The following is a 15,460-nucleotide window of genomic DNA, read 5'->3' as shown; positions in this document are numbered from 1 at the left end:
TCAACGTACAAGAAGGAGCACTCGTGGACATCTCCATCACCGGCTACGGCGCGGTCTCACCGTTCGGCCACGGCGTCGCGCCGCTGTGGGACGCCCTGGTCGCCGGACGCTCCGGCGTGCACGAGCTGCACCGCGACGGGCAGCTCTGGGAACGGGTGCCGATCATGGTCGGCGCCGACGCAGCACTCGACGCCGAGTCCGCACTCGGTCGCGTCCGTACGAACCGACTCGACCGCAGCCAGCAGCTCGCGCTCGTCGCCGCCGGCGAGGCCTGGGCCGACGCCGGCGCGCCCGCGGTGGACGGCGACCGCCTGGCCGTCGTCGTCGGGACCGGCATCGGGGGAGTGGAGACGTTGCTCGATGCACACGACGTGCTCGGCGCCTCGGGCGCGCGTCGGGTGTCGCCCCGGACCGTCCCGATGCTCATGGCCAACGGGGCCGCGGCGCAGATCAGCATCGAGTACGGCGCCCGCGCCGGTGCGTACACGACCGTCTCGGCGTGCGCGTCCGGTGCCGAGGCGATCGCGACGGCCGCGCGGCTCATCGTCACCGGGGAGGCCGACGTCGTCATCGCGGGCGGCACCGAAGCGGCGGTCACCCCGGTCACCATGGCCTCGTTCGCGCAGTCCCAGGCCCTCGCGAAGCCCGACGGTGACGACCCCACCACGTTGTCGCGACCGTTCGACGCCGACCGCCGCGGGTTCGTGCTCGGCGAGGGTGCCGGGTTCGTCGTCCTGGAACGGGCCTCGCACGCCGCCGCCCGCGCACAGCGGTCGCACGGGACGCTTGCCGGGTGGGGGATCACGTCAGACGCGTTCCACATCACCGCCCCGCTCGGGGACGGCAGCGAGCAGGAGCGCGCGATGACGGCGGCGATCCGGATGGCCGGGCTCACCGGTGCGGACATCGACCACGTCAACGCGCACGCGACCGGGACCCCGGTCGGGGACGTCGGTGAGGCAGCGGCGATCGGTCGTGCTGTCGGGACCGGTGCGCTCGTCACCGCGCCGAAGAGCGCCATCGGGCACATGTTCGGTGCGGCGGGAGCAGTCGAGGCGATCCTGACGGTCCGGGCACTCGAGACCGGGGTCGTGCCGCCGACGCTGAACCTGCAGCACCAGGACCCGGCGATCGACCTGGACGTGGTGGCGGCGACGGCTCGGACTGCGACCATGCGTGCGGCGCTGAACAACTCGTTCGGGTTCGGTGGGCAGAACGCCTCGTTGGTGTTCACCGCGGTCTGAGGGACACGGGGACCGACGTATCCTGACTGCCATGAGCATGGAAGGCGTGGCCTGGAGCTCGCTGTACAAGATCTCGACCGCCAAGGACGGCAAGCACGGCATCTCGCGCGAGTCGGTGCGGCGGATCATGACGTTCGCAGTGCCCTACCGGGCCAAGCTGGTGGTCTTCATCGTCCTCTCCGTCGTGGGCGCGGTCCTCGCGGTCGCGACACCGGTGCTCGCCGGCCGGGTGGTCGACGTCATCGTCGCCCGGGGCGCGCTCAGCACGATCACCTGGCTCGCGGTCGTCATCGCCCTGGTCGCCGTGGGCGACGCAGGCGTGTCGCTCGCCACGCGCTGGTTCTCGGCACGCATTGGCGAAGGCGTGATCCTGGACCTCCGGACCGCCGTCTTCAACCACGTGCAGAAGATGCCGATCGCCTTCTTCACCCGCACACGGACCGGTGCCCTCGTCAGCCGCCTCAACAACGACGTGATCGGCGCGCAGCAGGCCTTCAGCGGCACGCTGTCCGGCGTGGTCACGAACCTCGTGGCGCTGATCCTCACCCTGACCGTCATGCTCAGCACGTCCTGGCTCGTGACGGTCCTGGCGATCGTCATGCTCCCGATCTTCCTCGTCCCCGCGCGGCGCATGGGCAGCCGCCTCGCCGCGCTGCGTCGCGAGGCCGCCGACCACAACGCCGCCATGAGCACGCAGATGACCGAGCGCTTCTCCGCGCCCGGCGCCACCCTCGTGAAACTGTTCGGCCGGCCCGACGAGGAAGCGGAGGAGTTCCGCGTCCGCGCCGCCCGGGTCCGCGACATCGGGGTGCGGAGTGCCCTGCTGCAGTTCGTCTTCGTGACCGCCCTCACCCTGGTCTCCGCCCTCGCGCTCGCGCTCGTCTACGGGGTCGGCGGCGCCCTCGCACTCGGTGGCCAGCTGAACACGGGCGACGTGGTGACGCTGGCCCTCCTGCTCACCCGCCTGTACGCGCCGCTGACCAGCCTCGCGAACGCCCGGGTGGAGATCATGAGCGCGGTGGTCAGCTTCGAGCGCGTCTTCGAGGTCCTCGACCTCGAACCGCTCATCCAGGAGAAGCCCGACGCCGGCACCGTCCCCGACGGCCCGGTGGCGGTCGAGTTCGACGACGTCCGTTTCGCCTACCCCTCGGCGGACAAGGTCTCCCTCGCCTCACTCGAGGAGGTCTCCACGCTGGACACCCGCGGCGGTGACGAGGTGCTCCACGGCGTCTCGTTCCGGATCGAGCCGGGGCAGACCGTCGCCCTCGTCGGCACCTCCGGGGCCGGCAAGTCCACGATCGCGCAGCTGCTCTCCCGCCTGTACGACGTCGACAGCGGCGCCGTCCGCCTGGCGGGATCGGATGTCCGCGACGTCACGTTCGCCTCCATGCGACACACCATGGGGATGGTGACGCAGGACGGCCACCTGTTCCACGAGACCATCCGCTCCAACCTGCGCCTCGCACGGCCCGAGGCGACCGAGGACGAAGTGTGGGACGCCGTCCGGCGCGCGCGGCTCGAACCGCTCATCCGCTCCCTGCCGGACCAGCTGGACACGATGGTCGGCGAGCGCGGCTACCGGCTGTCCGGCGGCGAGCGCCAGCGGATGACCATCGCCAGGCTCCTGCTCGCCCAGCCGCGCGTCGTCATCCTCGACGAGGCCACCGCGGCGCTGGACTCGACATCCGAGGCGGCCGTGCAGGCTGCGCTCAGCGAGGCGCTCGAGGGGCGGACTGCGATGGTGATCGCCCACCGACTGTCGACCATCCGCAGCGCGGACCTGATCTTGGTGGTCGAGGACGGCTCGATCGTCGAGCGTGGGACCCACGAGGAACTGCTGGCCGTCGGCGGACGGTACGAGGAGTTGCACCGGACCCAGTTCGCCGTGCAGAAGGACGTCGCGGCGGACGAGGAAGCGCTGCGGGAGAGCTAGTTCCTCAGGTCACGGCGCCGTCGTGAACTGCTGGAGGCCGGTGACCCGCAGCAGGTCGAGCTTCGCGGCGTCCTCGGTTCCGGGGACCGCGGTGTAGACGACGATCCGCAGGTCGCCGCCCGGGACCGTCAGCACGTCGCAGTCGATCTCGATCGGGCCGACGGGCGTGTGCACCTGCTTGCGGCTCGCCCGGTGCTCGGCGATGCGACCGGTGTCCCAGCGGCGTTCGAACTCGGGTGACTCCCGGCGCAGCCGCGCGACGAGTTCGGCCAGGTCGCGGTCGGCGGGGTAGCGGCCGGATGCCTGCCGGAGGTCCGCTGCGAGGTCGCTCGAGAACTCCTCCTGGTGCTCGTCGTCCCACTCGACACCGTCGTGCGCGTGCATGAAGTGCCGCCACACCAGGTTGCGCTCGATGCCGACGGCCCGCGAGGGGTCACCGTTCAGCGCAGCCCACAGGTCGTTCCACAGCACGATGTCGTGCGTCGCCGTGAACACCGCGATCGGGACGTCGCCGAGCCGGTCGACGAGCCGCTGCACCCCGGGGGTGATGTGCCGTGGGACGACCTGGAGCGACGGGGGAGCGACGCCCGCGACCCGGCACAGGTGGTCGCGCTCGGCCGCGGTGAGCCGGAGCGCCGTGGCGAGCGCGCCGAGCAACTGGGGTGAGGGGTTCAGCGCGCGGCCCTGCTCGAGCCGGACGACGTAGTCGACGCTCACCCCGGCGAGCGCGGCGAGCTCCTCGCGACGGAGCCCCGGGGTCCGTCGACCGGGCCCGGCCGGCAGGCCGACCTCTTCGGGACGGACGCGGTCGCGCCAGGAACGCAACACACTCGCGAACTCGCTCATGCCCACCATCCTGGCCCCGCGCCTCCTGTCCGTCCTGGTACTGCTGGTCCCACCGTCGCACGGTGCCTGGGGGAGTCAGCCACTCGGGCGGAGAGTGGGGGCATGACAACGACACTCATCACCGGCGCCAACCGCAGCCTGGGGCTCGAGACCGTCCGCCGCCTGGTCGACGCGGGCCACACCGTGTACGCCGGCATGCGCGACCCCGCCACGGGCGACGGAGCACGCGCCCTCGGCGCCGAGGTCGTCCAGCTCGACGTGACCGACCAGGACAGCATCGACGCAGCGATCGCGACCATCCCCGTCCTCGACGTGCTCGTGAACAACGCCGGCATCCTCGGGACGTCGTTCGGCGTCGACGACCTCGACGCCGCCGCGATGTCCGCCGTGCTCGACACCAACGTCACCGGCATCGTCCGGGTCACACAGGCAGCACTCCCGCTCCTGCGGGCATCCGACCACCCCGTGATCGTGAACGTCGCCTCGGGCGTCGGGTTCGCCCGCTGGTTGACGACCCCGGGCCACGACGAGTACGCGGTGCCGGCGGTGCCCTACGCCGCGTCGAAGGCCGCGGTGATCGCGTTGACCGTGCAGTACGCGAAGAACCTGCCGGGGTTCCGCGTCAACGTCAGCGACCCCGGGTACACCGCCACCGAGTTCAACGGGTTCGGTGGCCACCAGACGATCACCGAGGGCACGGACGCGACCGTCGCGCTCGCCACCGTCGGGCCGGACGGGCCCACGGGGGAGTTCCACAACCGGGACGGCCGCGTCGAGTACTGAGGTCACGGCGTCCGGCTCAGTCGTGCACGTCGGCGCCGAACCCCGGCCCGGGGCGCATCATCCAGCCTTCCGGGTCGGGGAGCGGACGGAACCCGAACCGCTCGTACAGTCCGTGCGCATCCGCGGTGAACAGAGCGAACCGCTTCAACCCGAGTGGCTCGATCGCCTCGGTCACGCCCTGCACGAGGGCGACGCCGACACCACGGCCACGAGCGTCCGGATCGACGAAGACGTCGGCCAGCCAGCCGAACGTCACCCCGTCGGTGATCACCCGGGCGTACCCGAGCTGCGCACCCGTCGCTGTGTCGTAGACGCCGAAGTTGCGGGACCCGGCGATGATCGCGTCCTGGGTGGCACGACTGCGACCCCGTGCCCAGTACGACTGCTCGCTGAGCCAGCGGTGCACGCGGTCGACGTCGAGGTCGGCGGGGTCGGCGGAGAAGTGCAGTGCGGTCGGTTCGTCCATGGGACCAGTGAACCGGCGGTCGCCATCGGCGGGCAACGGCCAATCCGTCGCCTGTGGACAACGCGGCACCACCGTCTGGGACGATGGCGGGATGCGCGCAGTCCAGTACGACCAGTTCGGATCCGCCCCGTCGATCGTCGACCTGCCCGATCCGGTGGCACCGGACCGCGGTGTCGTCGTCCGGGTCGCGGCCACCGGGGTGTGCCGCAGTGACTGGCACGCCTGGAAGGGGCACGACGACTCCGTCTCGCTGCCGCACGTCCCCGGGCACGAGTTCGCCGGTGTCGTCACGGCCGTCGGGGACGCGGTGACCCGGGTGTCGGTCGGTGACCGGGTGACCGCACCCTTCGTGTTCGCCTGCGGGACGTGCCCGGAGTGCGTCGACGGCGCCACCCAGGTGTGCACGCGCCAGCAGCAACCCGGGTTCACGCTGCCCGGTTCCCACGCCGAGTCGGTCGTCATCCCGCACGCCGACGTCAACGTGGTCGCGCTCCCGGACGCCGTGGGCTTCGCCGAGGCCGCAGCACTCGGGTGCCGGTTCGGGACGGCGTACCACGCCCTGCACGCCCGAGGTCGGGTCGCAGCAGGGGAGTGGGTGGTCGTGTTCGGCTGCGGCGGCGTCGGTCTGTCGACGATCATCGTCGCGGTCGCGGCGGGCGCACAGGTCGTCGCGGTGGACGTCTCGCCGGCGGCGCTCGAACGTGCCGCGGCACTCGGCGCCGTCACCGTGCCGATGGACGGAGCGGCAGTCGCCGCGGTCCGCGCTCGCACCGACGGCGGCGCGCACGTCTCGATCGACGCGTTCGGCAGCCGAGCGACCTCCGTCGCAGCGGTCGCCTCCCTGCGCCCTCGGGGACGCCACGTGCAGGTCGGCCTGCTGCTCGACGACGAGGCCGAGCCGGTGATCCCGATGGGCCGCGTCATCGCTGACGAGCTCGAACTGCTCGGCAGCCACGGGATCTCCGTGGGGGAGTACGCGGCGATGCTCGCCGACGTCGTCACCGGGCGACTGCGTCCGGACGACTCGATCGGTCGGACGATCGGTTTCGACGATCTGCCCGGGGCGATCGTCGCCATGGACCGTCCCGCCACGTCGACCGGGATGACCGTCGCCGTCTTCTGACCGCCGCGGTCTCCTAGGCGTCTGCGCTGACGCGGAGCAGCTGCACGGTGGCGTACCGGACGGCGTCCGATGCCTCGCGCAGAGCGTGGTCGAGCTGCATCGCGATCTGCTCGTCCGTCCACGGCACGCCGACCTCGATCGCGTCGAGCGGGTGTACGGGCCGTTCCGGTCGGTTCGCCCAGTCCGCCAACGTGGTGCGATCTTCGATCGTCGGGACCCCCAGCGCAGCGTCAGGGGCCTGGTGGGCACGATGCGCCTCGGCGACCACGGAGTCGATGTCGGTCGGGGGAGTCAACCCCGACACCCGGTAGCGGTCCGCGACCTCGTGCCACCACTTCGTCGCCTGCCGCAGGTGCCCCTCGGCTCGCTGGACCATCTGATCAGCGATGTCCGCCTCGTGCTCGGCGTCGCTCTCGGCCGTCAGGAAAGCGTCCGAGTACCCGAGGACCCCCACGAGGTCCTCGGCTTCGGACCGGAGCAGGGGACGTGCGCCGTCCTCGACCGACTCCACGGTCGCGGCGTCCCAGTGCCAGCCGCGCAGCCGCATCCGGAACGCCAGGTCGTCCTGATCAGAGCCGGCCAGTCGTTCGCGGACGCCCCGGAGGTTCCGGCCGATCTGGGCATCGCTGAGGCTCATGGTGGAGACGCTACGCACGAGACCCCGTCAGTGTCCGAGCGGCTCGACGCTCAGACGACGTCGCCGTCTGAACTGCTCAGCGCTTCGGTCGGTAGACCAGCCCGAGCGCGCCGCCTGCGAAGGCTCGAGAACTGATCAGTTCGAGATCCAGCTCGCCCGTCAGAGCGGCGAACACGCCATCGCCTGACCCGAGCGCAACAGGCAGGACTGCCAGCCGGTACTCATCGACCAGACCGGCCCGGACCAGGCTGCGACCGAACTCCGTCCCGCCCTGCGCGAGGACGTACCCACCCGACTCCTGCTTCAGCGCCGTCACCTCGGCTTCGAGCGGTCCGGCGGCGACGCGTGCACCCGTCCAGGTCGCCGCCGCGGGGGACTCGGGGTCGGTGACTGCCAGTGTTCGCGGATCGAAGTCTCGCTGCGTGGTGAAGACGACCTTGGGGATCCGGTTCATCGGTTCGGCGATCGGCCCGGGTGCCGTCGGCCAGAAACCTGAGATGGACTCGAAGGTCTTGCGGCCGAAGGCGTGCACGCCCGCACCAGCGACGACGCCGAGCACCCAGGCCATCGAGTCCGGACTCCCGCCGCGGAACATCCAGTCCGATTCAGCTCGGGGAACGGCCACGAAGCCGTCCAACGACATCGACATCTTCAGCACGAGTTCACGCACGGGGAGCCCCTGTCCGAATCTGAGTTGACATAATATGCATTATCGGCGCACGCTCACAAGCGGCACCAAGGACTTCCTGCGCAGAAAAGGTCGGGTCCCACGCGCGGACCCGACCTTTCCTGCTCACGAAGCACATCGCCGGGCGACAGTGTCAGTCGACAGGCTTCGTCGGGACGTCGTCGGCGTCGATCTCGAGCGCCGCCGGCTCACCGCCCTGTTCTTCCAGGTTCTCCTGGTCGGTGTCCGGCTGCTCCGGTGTCTCGCTCTGGGTGGTCTCTTCGGCTGGGTCTGGCTGGCTGTAGCTCATGCGCCGGACGGTACGCCCACCGCGCTGATGACGTGTCGGGACTCCGTGCACGGCGCGCTACTGTCGGATGGCCGGTCGACGCCACAGGAGGAACGATGCCGCACACGCTCGTCGGGCTGATCGGCGCCGGACTGCAGCGGTCGCTGACTCCCCTGATGCACGAAGCAGAGGGCCGGGTGCTCGGACTCGACTACGAGTACCGCCTGCTCGACCTCGACGTGCTGGGCCGAACTGCTGCCGATCTGCCGGAACTGCTCGCCACCGCCGAGGCCGAGGGGTACCGCGCGGTCAACGTCACGCACCCCTGCAAGCAGGCCGTCGTCCCGTTGCTCGACGCGCTCGACCCGCGGGCTGTCCGGATCGGTGCGGTCAACCTCGTGCTGTTCCGCGACGGCCGCCGCATCGGGTACAACACCGACGAGACCGGCTTCCGGATCGCCGTGGAGCGCGGTCTCGGATCGGTCGCCGGGCAGCACGTCGTGCAGTTCGGTGCCGGTGGTGCCGGCTCGGCGATCGCCCACGCGCTCGTCGGACTCGGTGTCCGGCGGCTCGACGTCGTCGATGCGGACGTCGGCCGCGCGGAGGCCCTCGTCGCGACGCTCGAGCCACCGCCCGACTCCCCCGTCGACGCCCGCGTCCTGGCGATGACCGATGCCGACGAGGTGCTCGCGACGGCGGACGGAGCCGTCAACGCGACACCGCTCGGCATGAACGACGACCCGCGGCAGGCCTTCGACCCCGCGCTGCTCCCCCGAGGCGCCTGGGTCTCCGACGCCGTCTACTTCCCGCTCGAGACGCCGCTCGTCCGGGCGGCACGTGCGGCCGGATGCCGGGTGGTCGACGGTGGCTGGATGGCCGTCGGGCAGGCGGTCGCGAGCCTCCGACACATCACCGGGCTCGAGCCGGACCTCGACCGTGTGCGCGCCGCCTTCACCGGGTTCCTCGCCGAAGGGCGAACCGCCGGTGACCGGACCGGGCGCGAAGCCATCGGGTGAGCAGAAGAGGTCGAGTCCGGATGACGGACTCGACCTCTTCTGCTCACGATGCACGCCCGCGGACGCACCGAGTGCGCCCGCGAACGGGCTCCATCACGACTGGGTGAGGATGACCGCCGTCAGGATGTAGCCGACGATGCCGATGACGATCGCGACGGCCGACAGGATGATGCCGGCGAGGACGGTGCCGCGGCTGCCCCCACGCTTGCGCGCCAGGATGCCGAGCACGAGCCCGATGATGCCGGCGATGATGCCGATCAGGGCGATGAAGATGCCGCCGACGACGCCGACGATGCCGAGCACCAGGGAGACGACACCGAAGGTGTTGGACTGAGCGGGCGCGTTGCCGGGGTTGGACATGGGAGCTCCTTCGATCAGGACGCCGATCCAGGCCGGGTAGCCGATCGTGAGCGTCGATCAAACGCTATCCGAATCGCACCGGCAACGTTCAGGTTCCGTGCACGAACCTGTCCCCTGCTTCAGGCGCCGACGTAGGTCGCCAGGTGCTGGCCGGTCAGTGTCGAGCGGGCTGCGACGAGGTCGGCGGGCGTGCCCTCGAACACGATCCGGCCGCCGTCGTGCCCCGCGCCGGGCCCGAGGTCGATGATCCAGTCGGCGTGCGCCATCACGGCCTGGTGGTGCTCGATCACCACGACGGTCTTGCCCGAGTCCACCAAGCGGTCGAGCAGCCCGAGCAGCTGGGCGACGTCCGCCAGGTGCAGTCCGGTGGTCGGTTCGTCGAGCACGACGATGCCGCCACGCTCGCCGAGGTGGGTCGCCAGCTTGAGCCGCTGCCGTTCTCCGCCCGACAGCGTCGTGAGCGGCTGCCCGATGGTCAGGTACCCGAGTCCGACGTCGGCCAGGCGCGCCAGGATCGTGTGCGCAGCAGGCAGCGCGGCAGGACCATCGGCGAAGAACGCCACGGCCTCAGCGACGGACATGCCCAGGACCTGGCTGATGTCCTTGCCGCCGAGCTGGTAGCCGAGCACCGACTGGTCGAACCGCTTGCCGTCGCACTCCACGCACGGGGTGGCGATGCCCGCCATCATCCCGAGGTCGGTGTACACGACACCGGCGCCGTTGCACGCGGGACACGCACCCTCGGAGTTCGCGCTGAACAGCGCGGGCTTCACGCCGTTGGCCTTCGCGAACGCCTTGCGGATCGGTTCGAGCAGCCCGGTGTAGGTCGCCGGGTTGCTGCGCCGGGAGCCACGGATCCCGCTCTGGTCGATGGCGACGACACCCTCGCGATGCGCGAGCGACCCGTGGATCAGCGTGCTCTTGCCGGACCCGGCGACACCCGTCACGACGGTGAGCACCCCGGTGGGGACGTCCACGTCGACGTCGTGCAGGTTGTGCGCCGACGCACCGCGGATCGCGATCGCCCCGTCGGACCGGCGGACGGCAGTCTTCACCGAGACGCGGTCGTCGAGGTGCTGACCGGTGATGGTCCCGCTCCCCCGCAGCCCCTGCACCGGGCCCTGGTAGCAGAGCGTCCCGCCACCGGAGCCGGCGCCCGGGCCGAGGTCGACGACGTGGTCGGCGATCGCGATCACCTCGGGCTTGTGCTCGACCACGAGCACGGTGTTCCCCTTGTCACGCAGCCGCAGCAGCAGGCCGTTCATCCGCTCGATGTCGTGCGGGTGCAACCCGGTGCTCGGCTCGTCGAAGACGTACGTGACGTCGCTGAGGGACGACCCGAGGTGCTTCACCATCTTGACTCGCTGCCCCTCTCCCCCGGACAGCGTGCCGGTCGGGCGGTCGAGCGAGAGGTAGCCGAGACCGATCTCGACGAACGACTCGAGGAGGTCGCGGAGGCCGTCGAGCAGCGGCGCGACGCCAGGGTCGTCGATGGCCCGCAGCCACGGCACGACGTCGGTGATCTGCATCGAGCAGACGTCGGCGATGCTCTTCCCGCCGATCTTCGACGAGCGGGCGATGTCGTTCAGCCGGGTACCACCGCACGCCGGGCACGTCGTGAAGGTCACCGCACGGTCGACGAAGGCGCGGATGTGCGGCTGCATCGCCTCGCGGTCCTTCTGCAGCATCGAGCGGCGCACCCGGGGAACGAGCCCTTCGTACGTCATGTTGATGCCGGCGATCTTCTGCTTCGTGGGCTCGCGGTACAGGAAGTCGGCGCGCTCCTGCTCGGTGAAGTCGCGGATCGGGGTGTCCTTGTCGAAGTACCCGGACTCCGCGTACATCCGGACGTTCCACCCGTCGGTGCCGTAGCCGGGGATCGTGATCGCCCCGTCGCCGAGCGCCTTCGAGTCGTCGAACAGCTGCGTCAGGTCGATGTCGTTGACGAGTCCGCGCCCCTCGCAGTCGGCGCACATGCCACCGAGCCGGGTGAACGAGACCTTCTCGGCCTTGGCGTCCTTGCCCTTCTGCACGGTGATCGCTCCCCCGGCGGTGACCGTCGCCAGGTTGAACGAGAACGCGTTCGGACCACCGACGTGCGGGTCGCCCAGACGGCTGAAGAGCACGCGCAGCATCGCGTTCGCATCGGTGGCGGTGCCGACGGTCGACCGCGGGTCGGCGCCGATGCGCTCCTGGTCGACGACGATCGCGGTGGTCAGGCCGTCGAGCAGGTCGACGTCGGGTCGTGCGAGCGACGGCATGAAGCCCTGCACGAAGGCGCTGTACGTCTCGTTGATCATCCGCTGCGACTCGGCGGCGACGGTGCCGAACACGAGCGAGCTCTTGCCGGACCCGGACACACCGGTGAACACCGTGAGTCGACGCTTCGGCAGGTCGACGTCGATCCCCTGCAGGTTGTTGGCGCGAGCACCGCGCACGCGGATCCGGTCGTGGCCGTCAGCGGCGTGCACGCTCCGGCTCGGAACGCCGTCGTCGCCGGAACTGGTATGCATGTCGATCAGCGTACCGACGGGTACCGACACCGACAAGACAACCCGGCACCGTGCGTTGGACGCAACCCACCACCGGACAGGAGGCACGGGTCACGCCCGCACCGCGCCTCCCGTCAGCACCGTGCGCACCTTCTCACCCCGTGCGCGGTTCCGCGCACCGTGCAGCGCCACAAGCGCGCACCACGCGACCAACCCCGCGCCGGCCGACGGACCCGGCACCGTGCGTTGGACGCAACCCACCACCGGACGGGAGGCACGGGTCAGGCCCGCACCGCGCCTCCCGTCAGCACCGTGCGCACCTTCTCACCCCGTGCGCGGTTCCGCGCACCGTGCAGCGCCACAAGCGCGCACCACGCCACCAACCCCGCACCGGCCGACGGAGCCGGCACCGTGCAGACGACGGCCGGGTCAGACGACGGCCGAGTCAGGCGACGGCCGGGTCAGCTCACGGCCAACCGACGCACCAGCTCCGGCAGCTCCGCCGGTTCGAACGGCTCGTCGGTGGCGTCGAGCTCATCGGCGGTCCACCAGCGCGACGCGAGGATGTCGACCCGCTCGTCGTCCGTCCACTCGGCGTCCGACAACTCGAAGCCCGGGGTGCGCACGACGTAGAACTCGCTGTGGCCGCGGTCGTGGTCGGCGAGGTCCCACTCGACGGTGAAGTCCCAGGACCAGACGGGCTCGCCCGGGTCGTCGATGACGATGCCGGTCTCCTCGCGCAGCTCGCGGATCGCCGCGTCGCGGTGGTCCTCGCCGGGGTCGACCCCGCCACCCGGCGTGATCCACCGGTGTGCACCGTCCGACGACGGCGAGTTCGTGTCCATCAGGAACACGCGACCCTCGGGGTCGAGCAGGATGATGCGGGAGGTTCGGCGCAGGCCGGGCTTGGCAGTCACCCGCCCGACGCTAGCCGACGAAGCCGCTGACGTCGCCGACGAGCTTGGTGTGGTCGGCGGGGATCGGCTCGATCGCAGCGAGGGCGATCTCGGCCGCGAACTCCGACACGCTGTAGAGCTTGCCGACCTCTTGCCGGCGGCCCTCGATCGCGCCGGGGTTCAGGCGGTTCAGCAGGGTCGCGGTGATCGTGCCCTCGATCATGTCGCCGGAGACGACGACGAACTCGATGCCGGCGGCCCCGAGCTGCGGGATGAGCTCACGCAGGGCGAGTTCGCCGGCGCGCTTGCTCTTGGCCACGGGGACGTACTCGTCCATCGTCTCGGCGGTCTCGACGAAGTGGGCCTGGTGGCTCGTGACGAAGACGACGCGCGACCCGGCGGGCATGTGCGGCACGGCGGTCTGGAGCATGTCGACCTGCGCGTCGCGGTTCAGGCGGAGCGCGTAGTCCTCGCCGAGGCCGGACTCCATGCCGCCCGAAGCGTTCAGGACGAGCAGGTCGATGCCGCCCCACTCCTGCACGACGGTGTCGACGAGCGCCTGCACCGACTCGTGCTCGGTCAGGTCGGCGCCGATCGCCAGGGCGGAGCCACCGGCTGCGACGACCTTCTCGGCGATCTGCTCGGCGCGCTTTGCCTTGTTGCGGTAGTTCACGACGACCTTGGCGCCGGCCTCGGCCAGGTACCCGACGGTGTCGGCGCCGATGCCGCGCGACGAGCCGGTGACGACGGCGCGCGTGTCGGTGAGGGATCCGGGGGCGAGGGGGTTGCTCACAGTCGTGTTCTCCAGGTCGTGTTCCGGCCGGTCGGCCGCACCGAGCCTACCAATCGCCTGCACGGCCGACCGACCCTCCTGATATGTTGAACGGAGTTGTACCGGCCGTCGCGACGCTGCGAGCCACGGCGCGCGACCGAGGGAGGGAGATCGCGTGAACGGAATCGATTGGATCCAGACCATCGTCTGGATCGGACTGGTGTTGCTGCTGGGAGTGGTCGAGATCTTCACCCTCGACTTCATCTTCATCATGCTCGCGGCCGGAGCCGCCGGTGGGTTGATCGCTGCGCTGCTCGGCGCCCCGTGGTGGTTGTCCGCCATCATCTCCGCCGTGCTCGCGCTCGTGCTGCTGTCGCTCGTGCGACCGCGCCTGCTGCTCATGCTCGGCCGCGGCGCGGACCCGCACCGCACGAACATCGAGGGGCTCATCGGGCTCCCCGGCACCGTCGCCGTCGCGTTCACATCATCTGCTCCCGGTCAGGTCCGCCTGGCCAACGGCGAGACCTGGAGCGCACGGTTCGCCGTGGGCGCCATCGACCGCACACCGCCACTCGGCACCCCCGTGGTCGTCGAGTCGATCGAGGGGTCGACCGCGGTCGTGCGCCTCGCAGAAAGGGCCACCTCGTGACCATCACACCCGGGACGATCGCACTGCTCGTCCTGATCCTCGTCGTCGTCATCTTCGTGATCGTCGTCCTGGCCAAGGCGATCCGCATCGTCCCGCAGGCCACCGCGGGCATCGTGGAACGCCTCGGCAAGTACCACAAGACCCTCTCGCCGGGCCTGAACCTGCTCGTCCCGTTCATCGACCGCCTGCGGCCCCTGCTCGACATGCGCGAGCAGGTCGTGTCGTTCCCGCCGCAGCCGGTGATCACCGAGGACAACCTCGTGGTCTCCATCGACACCGTCGTGTACTTCCAGGTCACCGACGCCCGCGCGGCGACCTACGAGATCGCGAACTACCTCGGCGCCGTCGAGCAGCTCACCACCACCACGCTCCGCAACGTCGTCGGTGGCCTCAACCTCGAAGAGGCCCTGACCAGCCGCGACAACATCAACGGTCAGCTCCGCGTCGTGCTCGACGAGGCGACCGGCAAGTGGGGCATCCGCGTCGGCCGTGTCGAGCTCAAGGCGATCGAGCCGCCCGTGTCCATCCAGGACGCCATGGAGCAGCAGCTGCGTGCCGAGCGGAGCCGTCGTGCCGCGATCCTGCAGGCCGAGGGCACCAAGCAGTCCCAGATCCTCGAGGCCGAGGGGCAGCGGCAGGCCGCCATCCTCGCGGCCGAGGGTGACGCCAAGGCCCAGGTGCTCCGCGCCGAGGGTGAAGCCTCCGCCATCGCCACGGTCTTCGAGGCGATCCACACCGGTGACCCCGACGACAAGCTGCTCTCGTACCAGTACCTGCAGATGCTCCCGAAGATCGCCGAGGGCACCGCGAACAAGCTCTGGATGATCCCGAGCGAGTTCACCGAGGCATTGTCCGGCATCGCGAAGGGCTTCTCCGGCGGACGCAGTGGTAGCGGCCCGGTCGCCGGCGCCGGCTCGGGCGGGGACTTCCTCTCCCGCATCTCCAAGCTCGCGAACGAGAGCCTGGCGAACACCGCCGCTGCCGGGTCCGCCGGCACGACCATGCCGCGTGCGGACGCCACCGCCGCGGACATCGTCCCCGAGTCCGACCTCGACGCACGACTGGCCGAGTCGAACCGGAGCGTCGACGCGCACCTCGCAGCCGCCGACGACGCGACCGCCGAGAAGGTCGACGACGCACCGGCTCCGCAGGTCGACGCCGCGCAGCACCCGAACGACGAAGCGTCGGGGCACCGCACCAGCGACGGCTCTGGCCGACGCTGACCCGCACCACCACGAACGACGATGCCCGCCCCGGGGAACCGGGGCGGGCATCGTCGTTCGTCAG

The 15,460-nt window shown here is 70.7% G+C and carries 16 protein-coding genes; 7 read left to right on the top strand and 9 right to left on the bottom strand.

Annotated elements, in window-relative coordinates; translation table 11 throughout:
- Positions 1–23: 23 nt before the first annotated feature.
- Together EDF23_RS01940 and EDF23_RS01935 are read left to right on the top strand one after the other, a co-directional pair.
- Positions 24–1,244: a beta-ketoacyl-[acyl-carrier-protein] synthase family protein gene (locus tag EDF23_RS01940; protein ID WP_131920167.1), complete on the top strand. Its 1,221-nt coding sequence runs from the start codon at positions 24–26 to the stop codon at positions 1,242–1,244.
- A gap of 31 nt (positions 1,245–1,275) precedes the next feature.
- Positions 1,276–3,177, top strand: a complete 1,902-nt coding sequence (locus EDF23_RS01935; RefSeq protein ID WP_131920165.1) for an ABC transporter ATP-binding protein — start codon at positions 1,276–1,278, stop codon at positions 3,175–3,177.
- A gap of 9 nt (positions 3,178–3,186) precedes the next feature.
- Here the strand turns inward: EDF23_RS01935 and EDF23_RS01930 are convergent, their stop codons facing one another.
- Positions 3,187–4,023, bottom strand: a complete 837-nt coding sequence (locus tag EDF23_RS01930; protein WP_123294411.1) for a helix-turn-helix transcriptional regulator — start codon at positions 4,021–4,023, stop codon at positions 3,187–3,189.
- A 102-nt stretch (positions 4,024–4,125) separates the two neighbouring features.
- On the opposite strand from EDF23_RS01930, the gene EDF23_RS01925 reads away from it, so the two are divergent.
- Complete coding sequence (locus tag EDF23_RS01925) at positions 4,126–4,806, top strand: SDR family NAD(P)-dependent oxidoreductase (RefSeq protein WP_131920163.1); 681 nt, start codon at positions 4,126–4,128, stop codon at positions 4,804–4,806.
- Positions 4,807–4,822: 16 nt separating this feature from the next.
- Here the strand turns inward: EDF23_RS01925 and EDF23_RS01920 are convergent, their stop codons facing one another.
- The gene (locus EDF23_RS01920) at positions 4,823–5,272 is read right to left on the bottom strand and encodes a GNAT family N-acetyltransferase (RefSeq protein ID WP_123938006.1); all 450 of its coding nucleotides are present in this window, start codon (positions 5,270–5,272) and stop codon (positions 4,823–4,825) included.
- 91 nt (positions 5,273–5,363) lie between these two features.
- Here EDF23_RS01920 and EDF23_RS01915 point away from each other — a divergent pair, with 91 nt between their 5' ends.
- On the top strand, positions 5,364–6,395 hold the full coding sequence (locus EDF23_RS01915) for an alcohol dehydrogenase catalytic domain-containing protein (RefSeq protein WP_131920161.1): 1,032 nt from the start codon (positions 5,364–5,366) through the stop codon (positions 6,393–6,395).
- Positions 6,396–6,408: 13 nt separating this feature from the next.
- Here EDF23_RS01915 and EDF23_RS01910 read toward each other — a convergent pair whose 3' ends face one another.
- The 3 genes from EDF23_RS01910 to EDF23_RS19080 all read right to left on the bottom strand — a co-directional run bounded on the left by EDF23_RS01910 (position 6,409) and on the right by EDF23_RS19080 (position 8,009).
- Positions 6,409–7,032, bottom strand: a complete 624-nt coding sequence (locus tag EDF23_RS01910) for a hypothetical protein (protein ID WP_131920160.1) — start codon at positions 7,030–7,032, stop codon at positions 6,409–6,411.
- A gap of 76 nt (positions 7,033–7,108) precedes the next feature.
- Positions 7,109–7,681: a dihydrofolate reductase family protein gene (locus tag EDF23_RS01905; RefSeq protein WP_279388191.1), complete on the bottom strand. Its 573-nt coding sequence runs from the start codon at positions 7,679–7,681 to the stop codon at positions 7,109–7,111.
- A 172-nt stretch (positions 7,682–7,853) separates the two neighbouring features.
- A complete protein-coding gene (locus EDF23_RS19080; RefSeq protein WP_159571359.1) occupies positions 7,854–8,009 on the bottom strand; it encodes a hypothetical protein in 156 nt (51 codons plus the stop codon).
- A gap of 95 nt (positions 8,010–8,104) precedes the next feature.
- On the opposite strand from EDF23_RS19080, the gene EDF23_RS01900 reads away from it, so the two are divergent.
- On the top strand, positions 8,105–9,004 hold the full coding sequence (locus EDF23_RS01900) for a shikimate dehydrogenase (RefSeq protein ID WP_123937913.1): 900 nt from the start codon (positions 8,105–8,107) through the stop codon (positions 9,002–9,004).
- Positions 9,005–9,097: 93 nt separating this feature from the next.
- Here EDF23_RS01900 and EDF23_RS01895 read toward each other — a convergent pair whose 3' ends face one another.
- From EDF23_RS01895 to EDF23_RS01880, 4 genes are all read right to left on the bottom strand, one after another.
- On the bottom strand, positions 9,098–9,364 hold the full coding sequence (locus EDF23_RS01895; RefSeq protein WP_123294405.1) for a hypothetical protein: 267 nt from the start codon (positions 9,362–9,364) through the stop codon (positions 9,098–9,100).
- A gap of 119 nt (positions 9,365–9,483) precedes the next feature.
- Positions 9,484–11,877: an excinuclease ABC subunit UvrA gene (locus EDF23_RS01890; protein ID WP_131920156.1), complete on the bottom strand. Its 2,394-nt coding sequence runs from the start codon at positions 11,875–11,877 to the stop codon at positions 9,484–9,486.
- A gap of 440 nt (positions 11,878–12,317) precedes the next feature.
- Entirely contained in the window at positions 12,318–12,773 is a 456-nt protein-coding gene (locus EDF23_RS01885; RefSeq protein WP_131920155.1) for an NUDIX domain-containing protein, read from the bottom strand.
- 10 nt (positions 12,774–12,783) lie between these two features.
- A complete protein-coding gene (locus EDF23_RS01880; protein ID WP_131920153.1) occupies positions 12,784–13,545 on the bottom strand; it encodes an SDR family oxidoreductase in 762 nt (253 codons plus the stop codon).
- A 154-nt stretch (positions 13,546–13,699) separates the two neighbouring features.
- On the opposite strand from EDF23_RS01880, the gene EDF23_RS01875 reads away from it, so the two are divergent.
- Together EDF23_RS01875 and EDF23_RS01870 are read left to right on the top strand one after the other, a co-directional pair.
- Positions 13,700–14,173, top strand: coding sequence for an NfeD family protein (locus EDF23_RS01875; RefSeq protein WP_235035827.1), 474 nt, complete (start codon positions 13,700–13,702; stop codon positions 14,171–14,173).
- Positions 14,170–15,396 (top strand): SPFH domain-containing protein, encoded by a 1,227-nt coding sequence (locus EDF23_RS01870; RefSeq protein ID WP_131920151.1) that lies wholly within the window; start codon positions 14,170–14,172, stop codon positions 15,394–15,396. Before EDF23_RS01875 ends, EDF23_RS01870 begins: the two co-directional genes overlap by 4 nt.
- Positions 15,397–15,460: the final 64 nt, after the last annotated feature.

This window comes from Curtobacterium sp. PhB128, assembly GCF_004340725.1.
GTDB lineage: Bacteria > Actinomycetota > Actinomycetes > Actinomycetales > Microbacteriaceae > Curtobacterium.
Note: the sequence above shows the minus strand (reverse complement) of the source record. Positions and strands in the feature narration are given on the sequence as shown.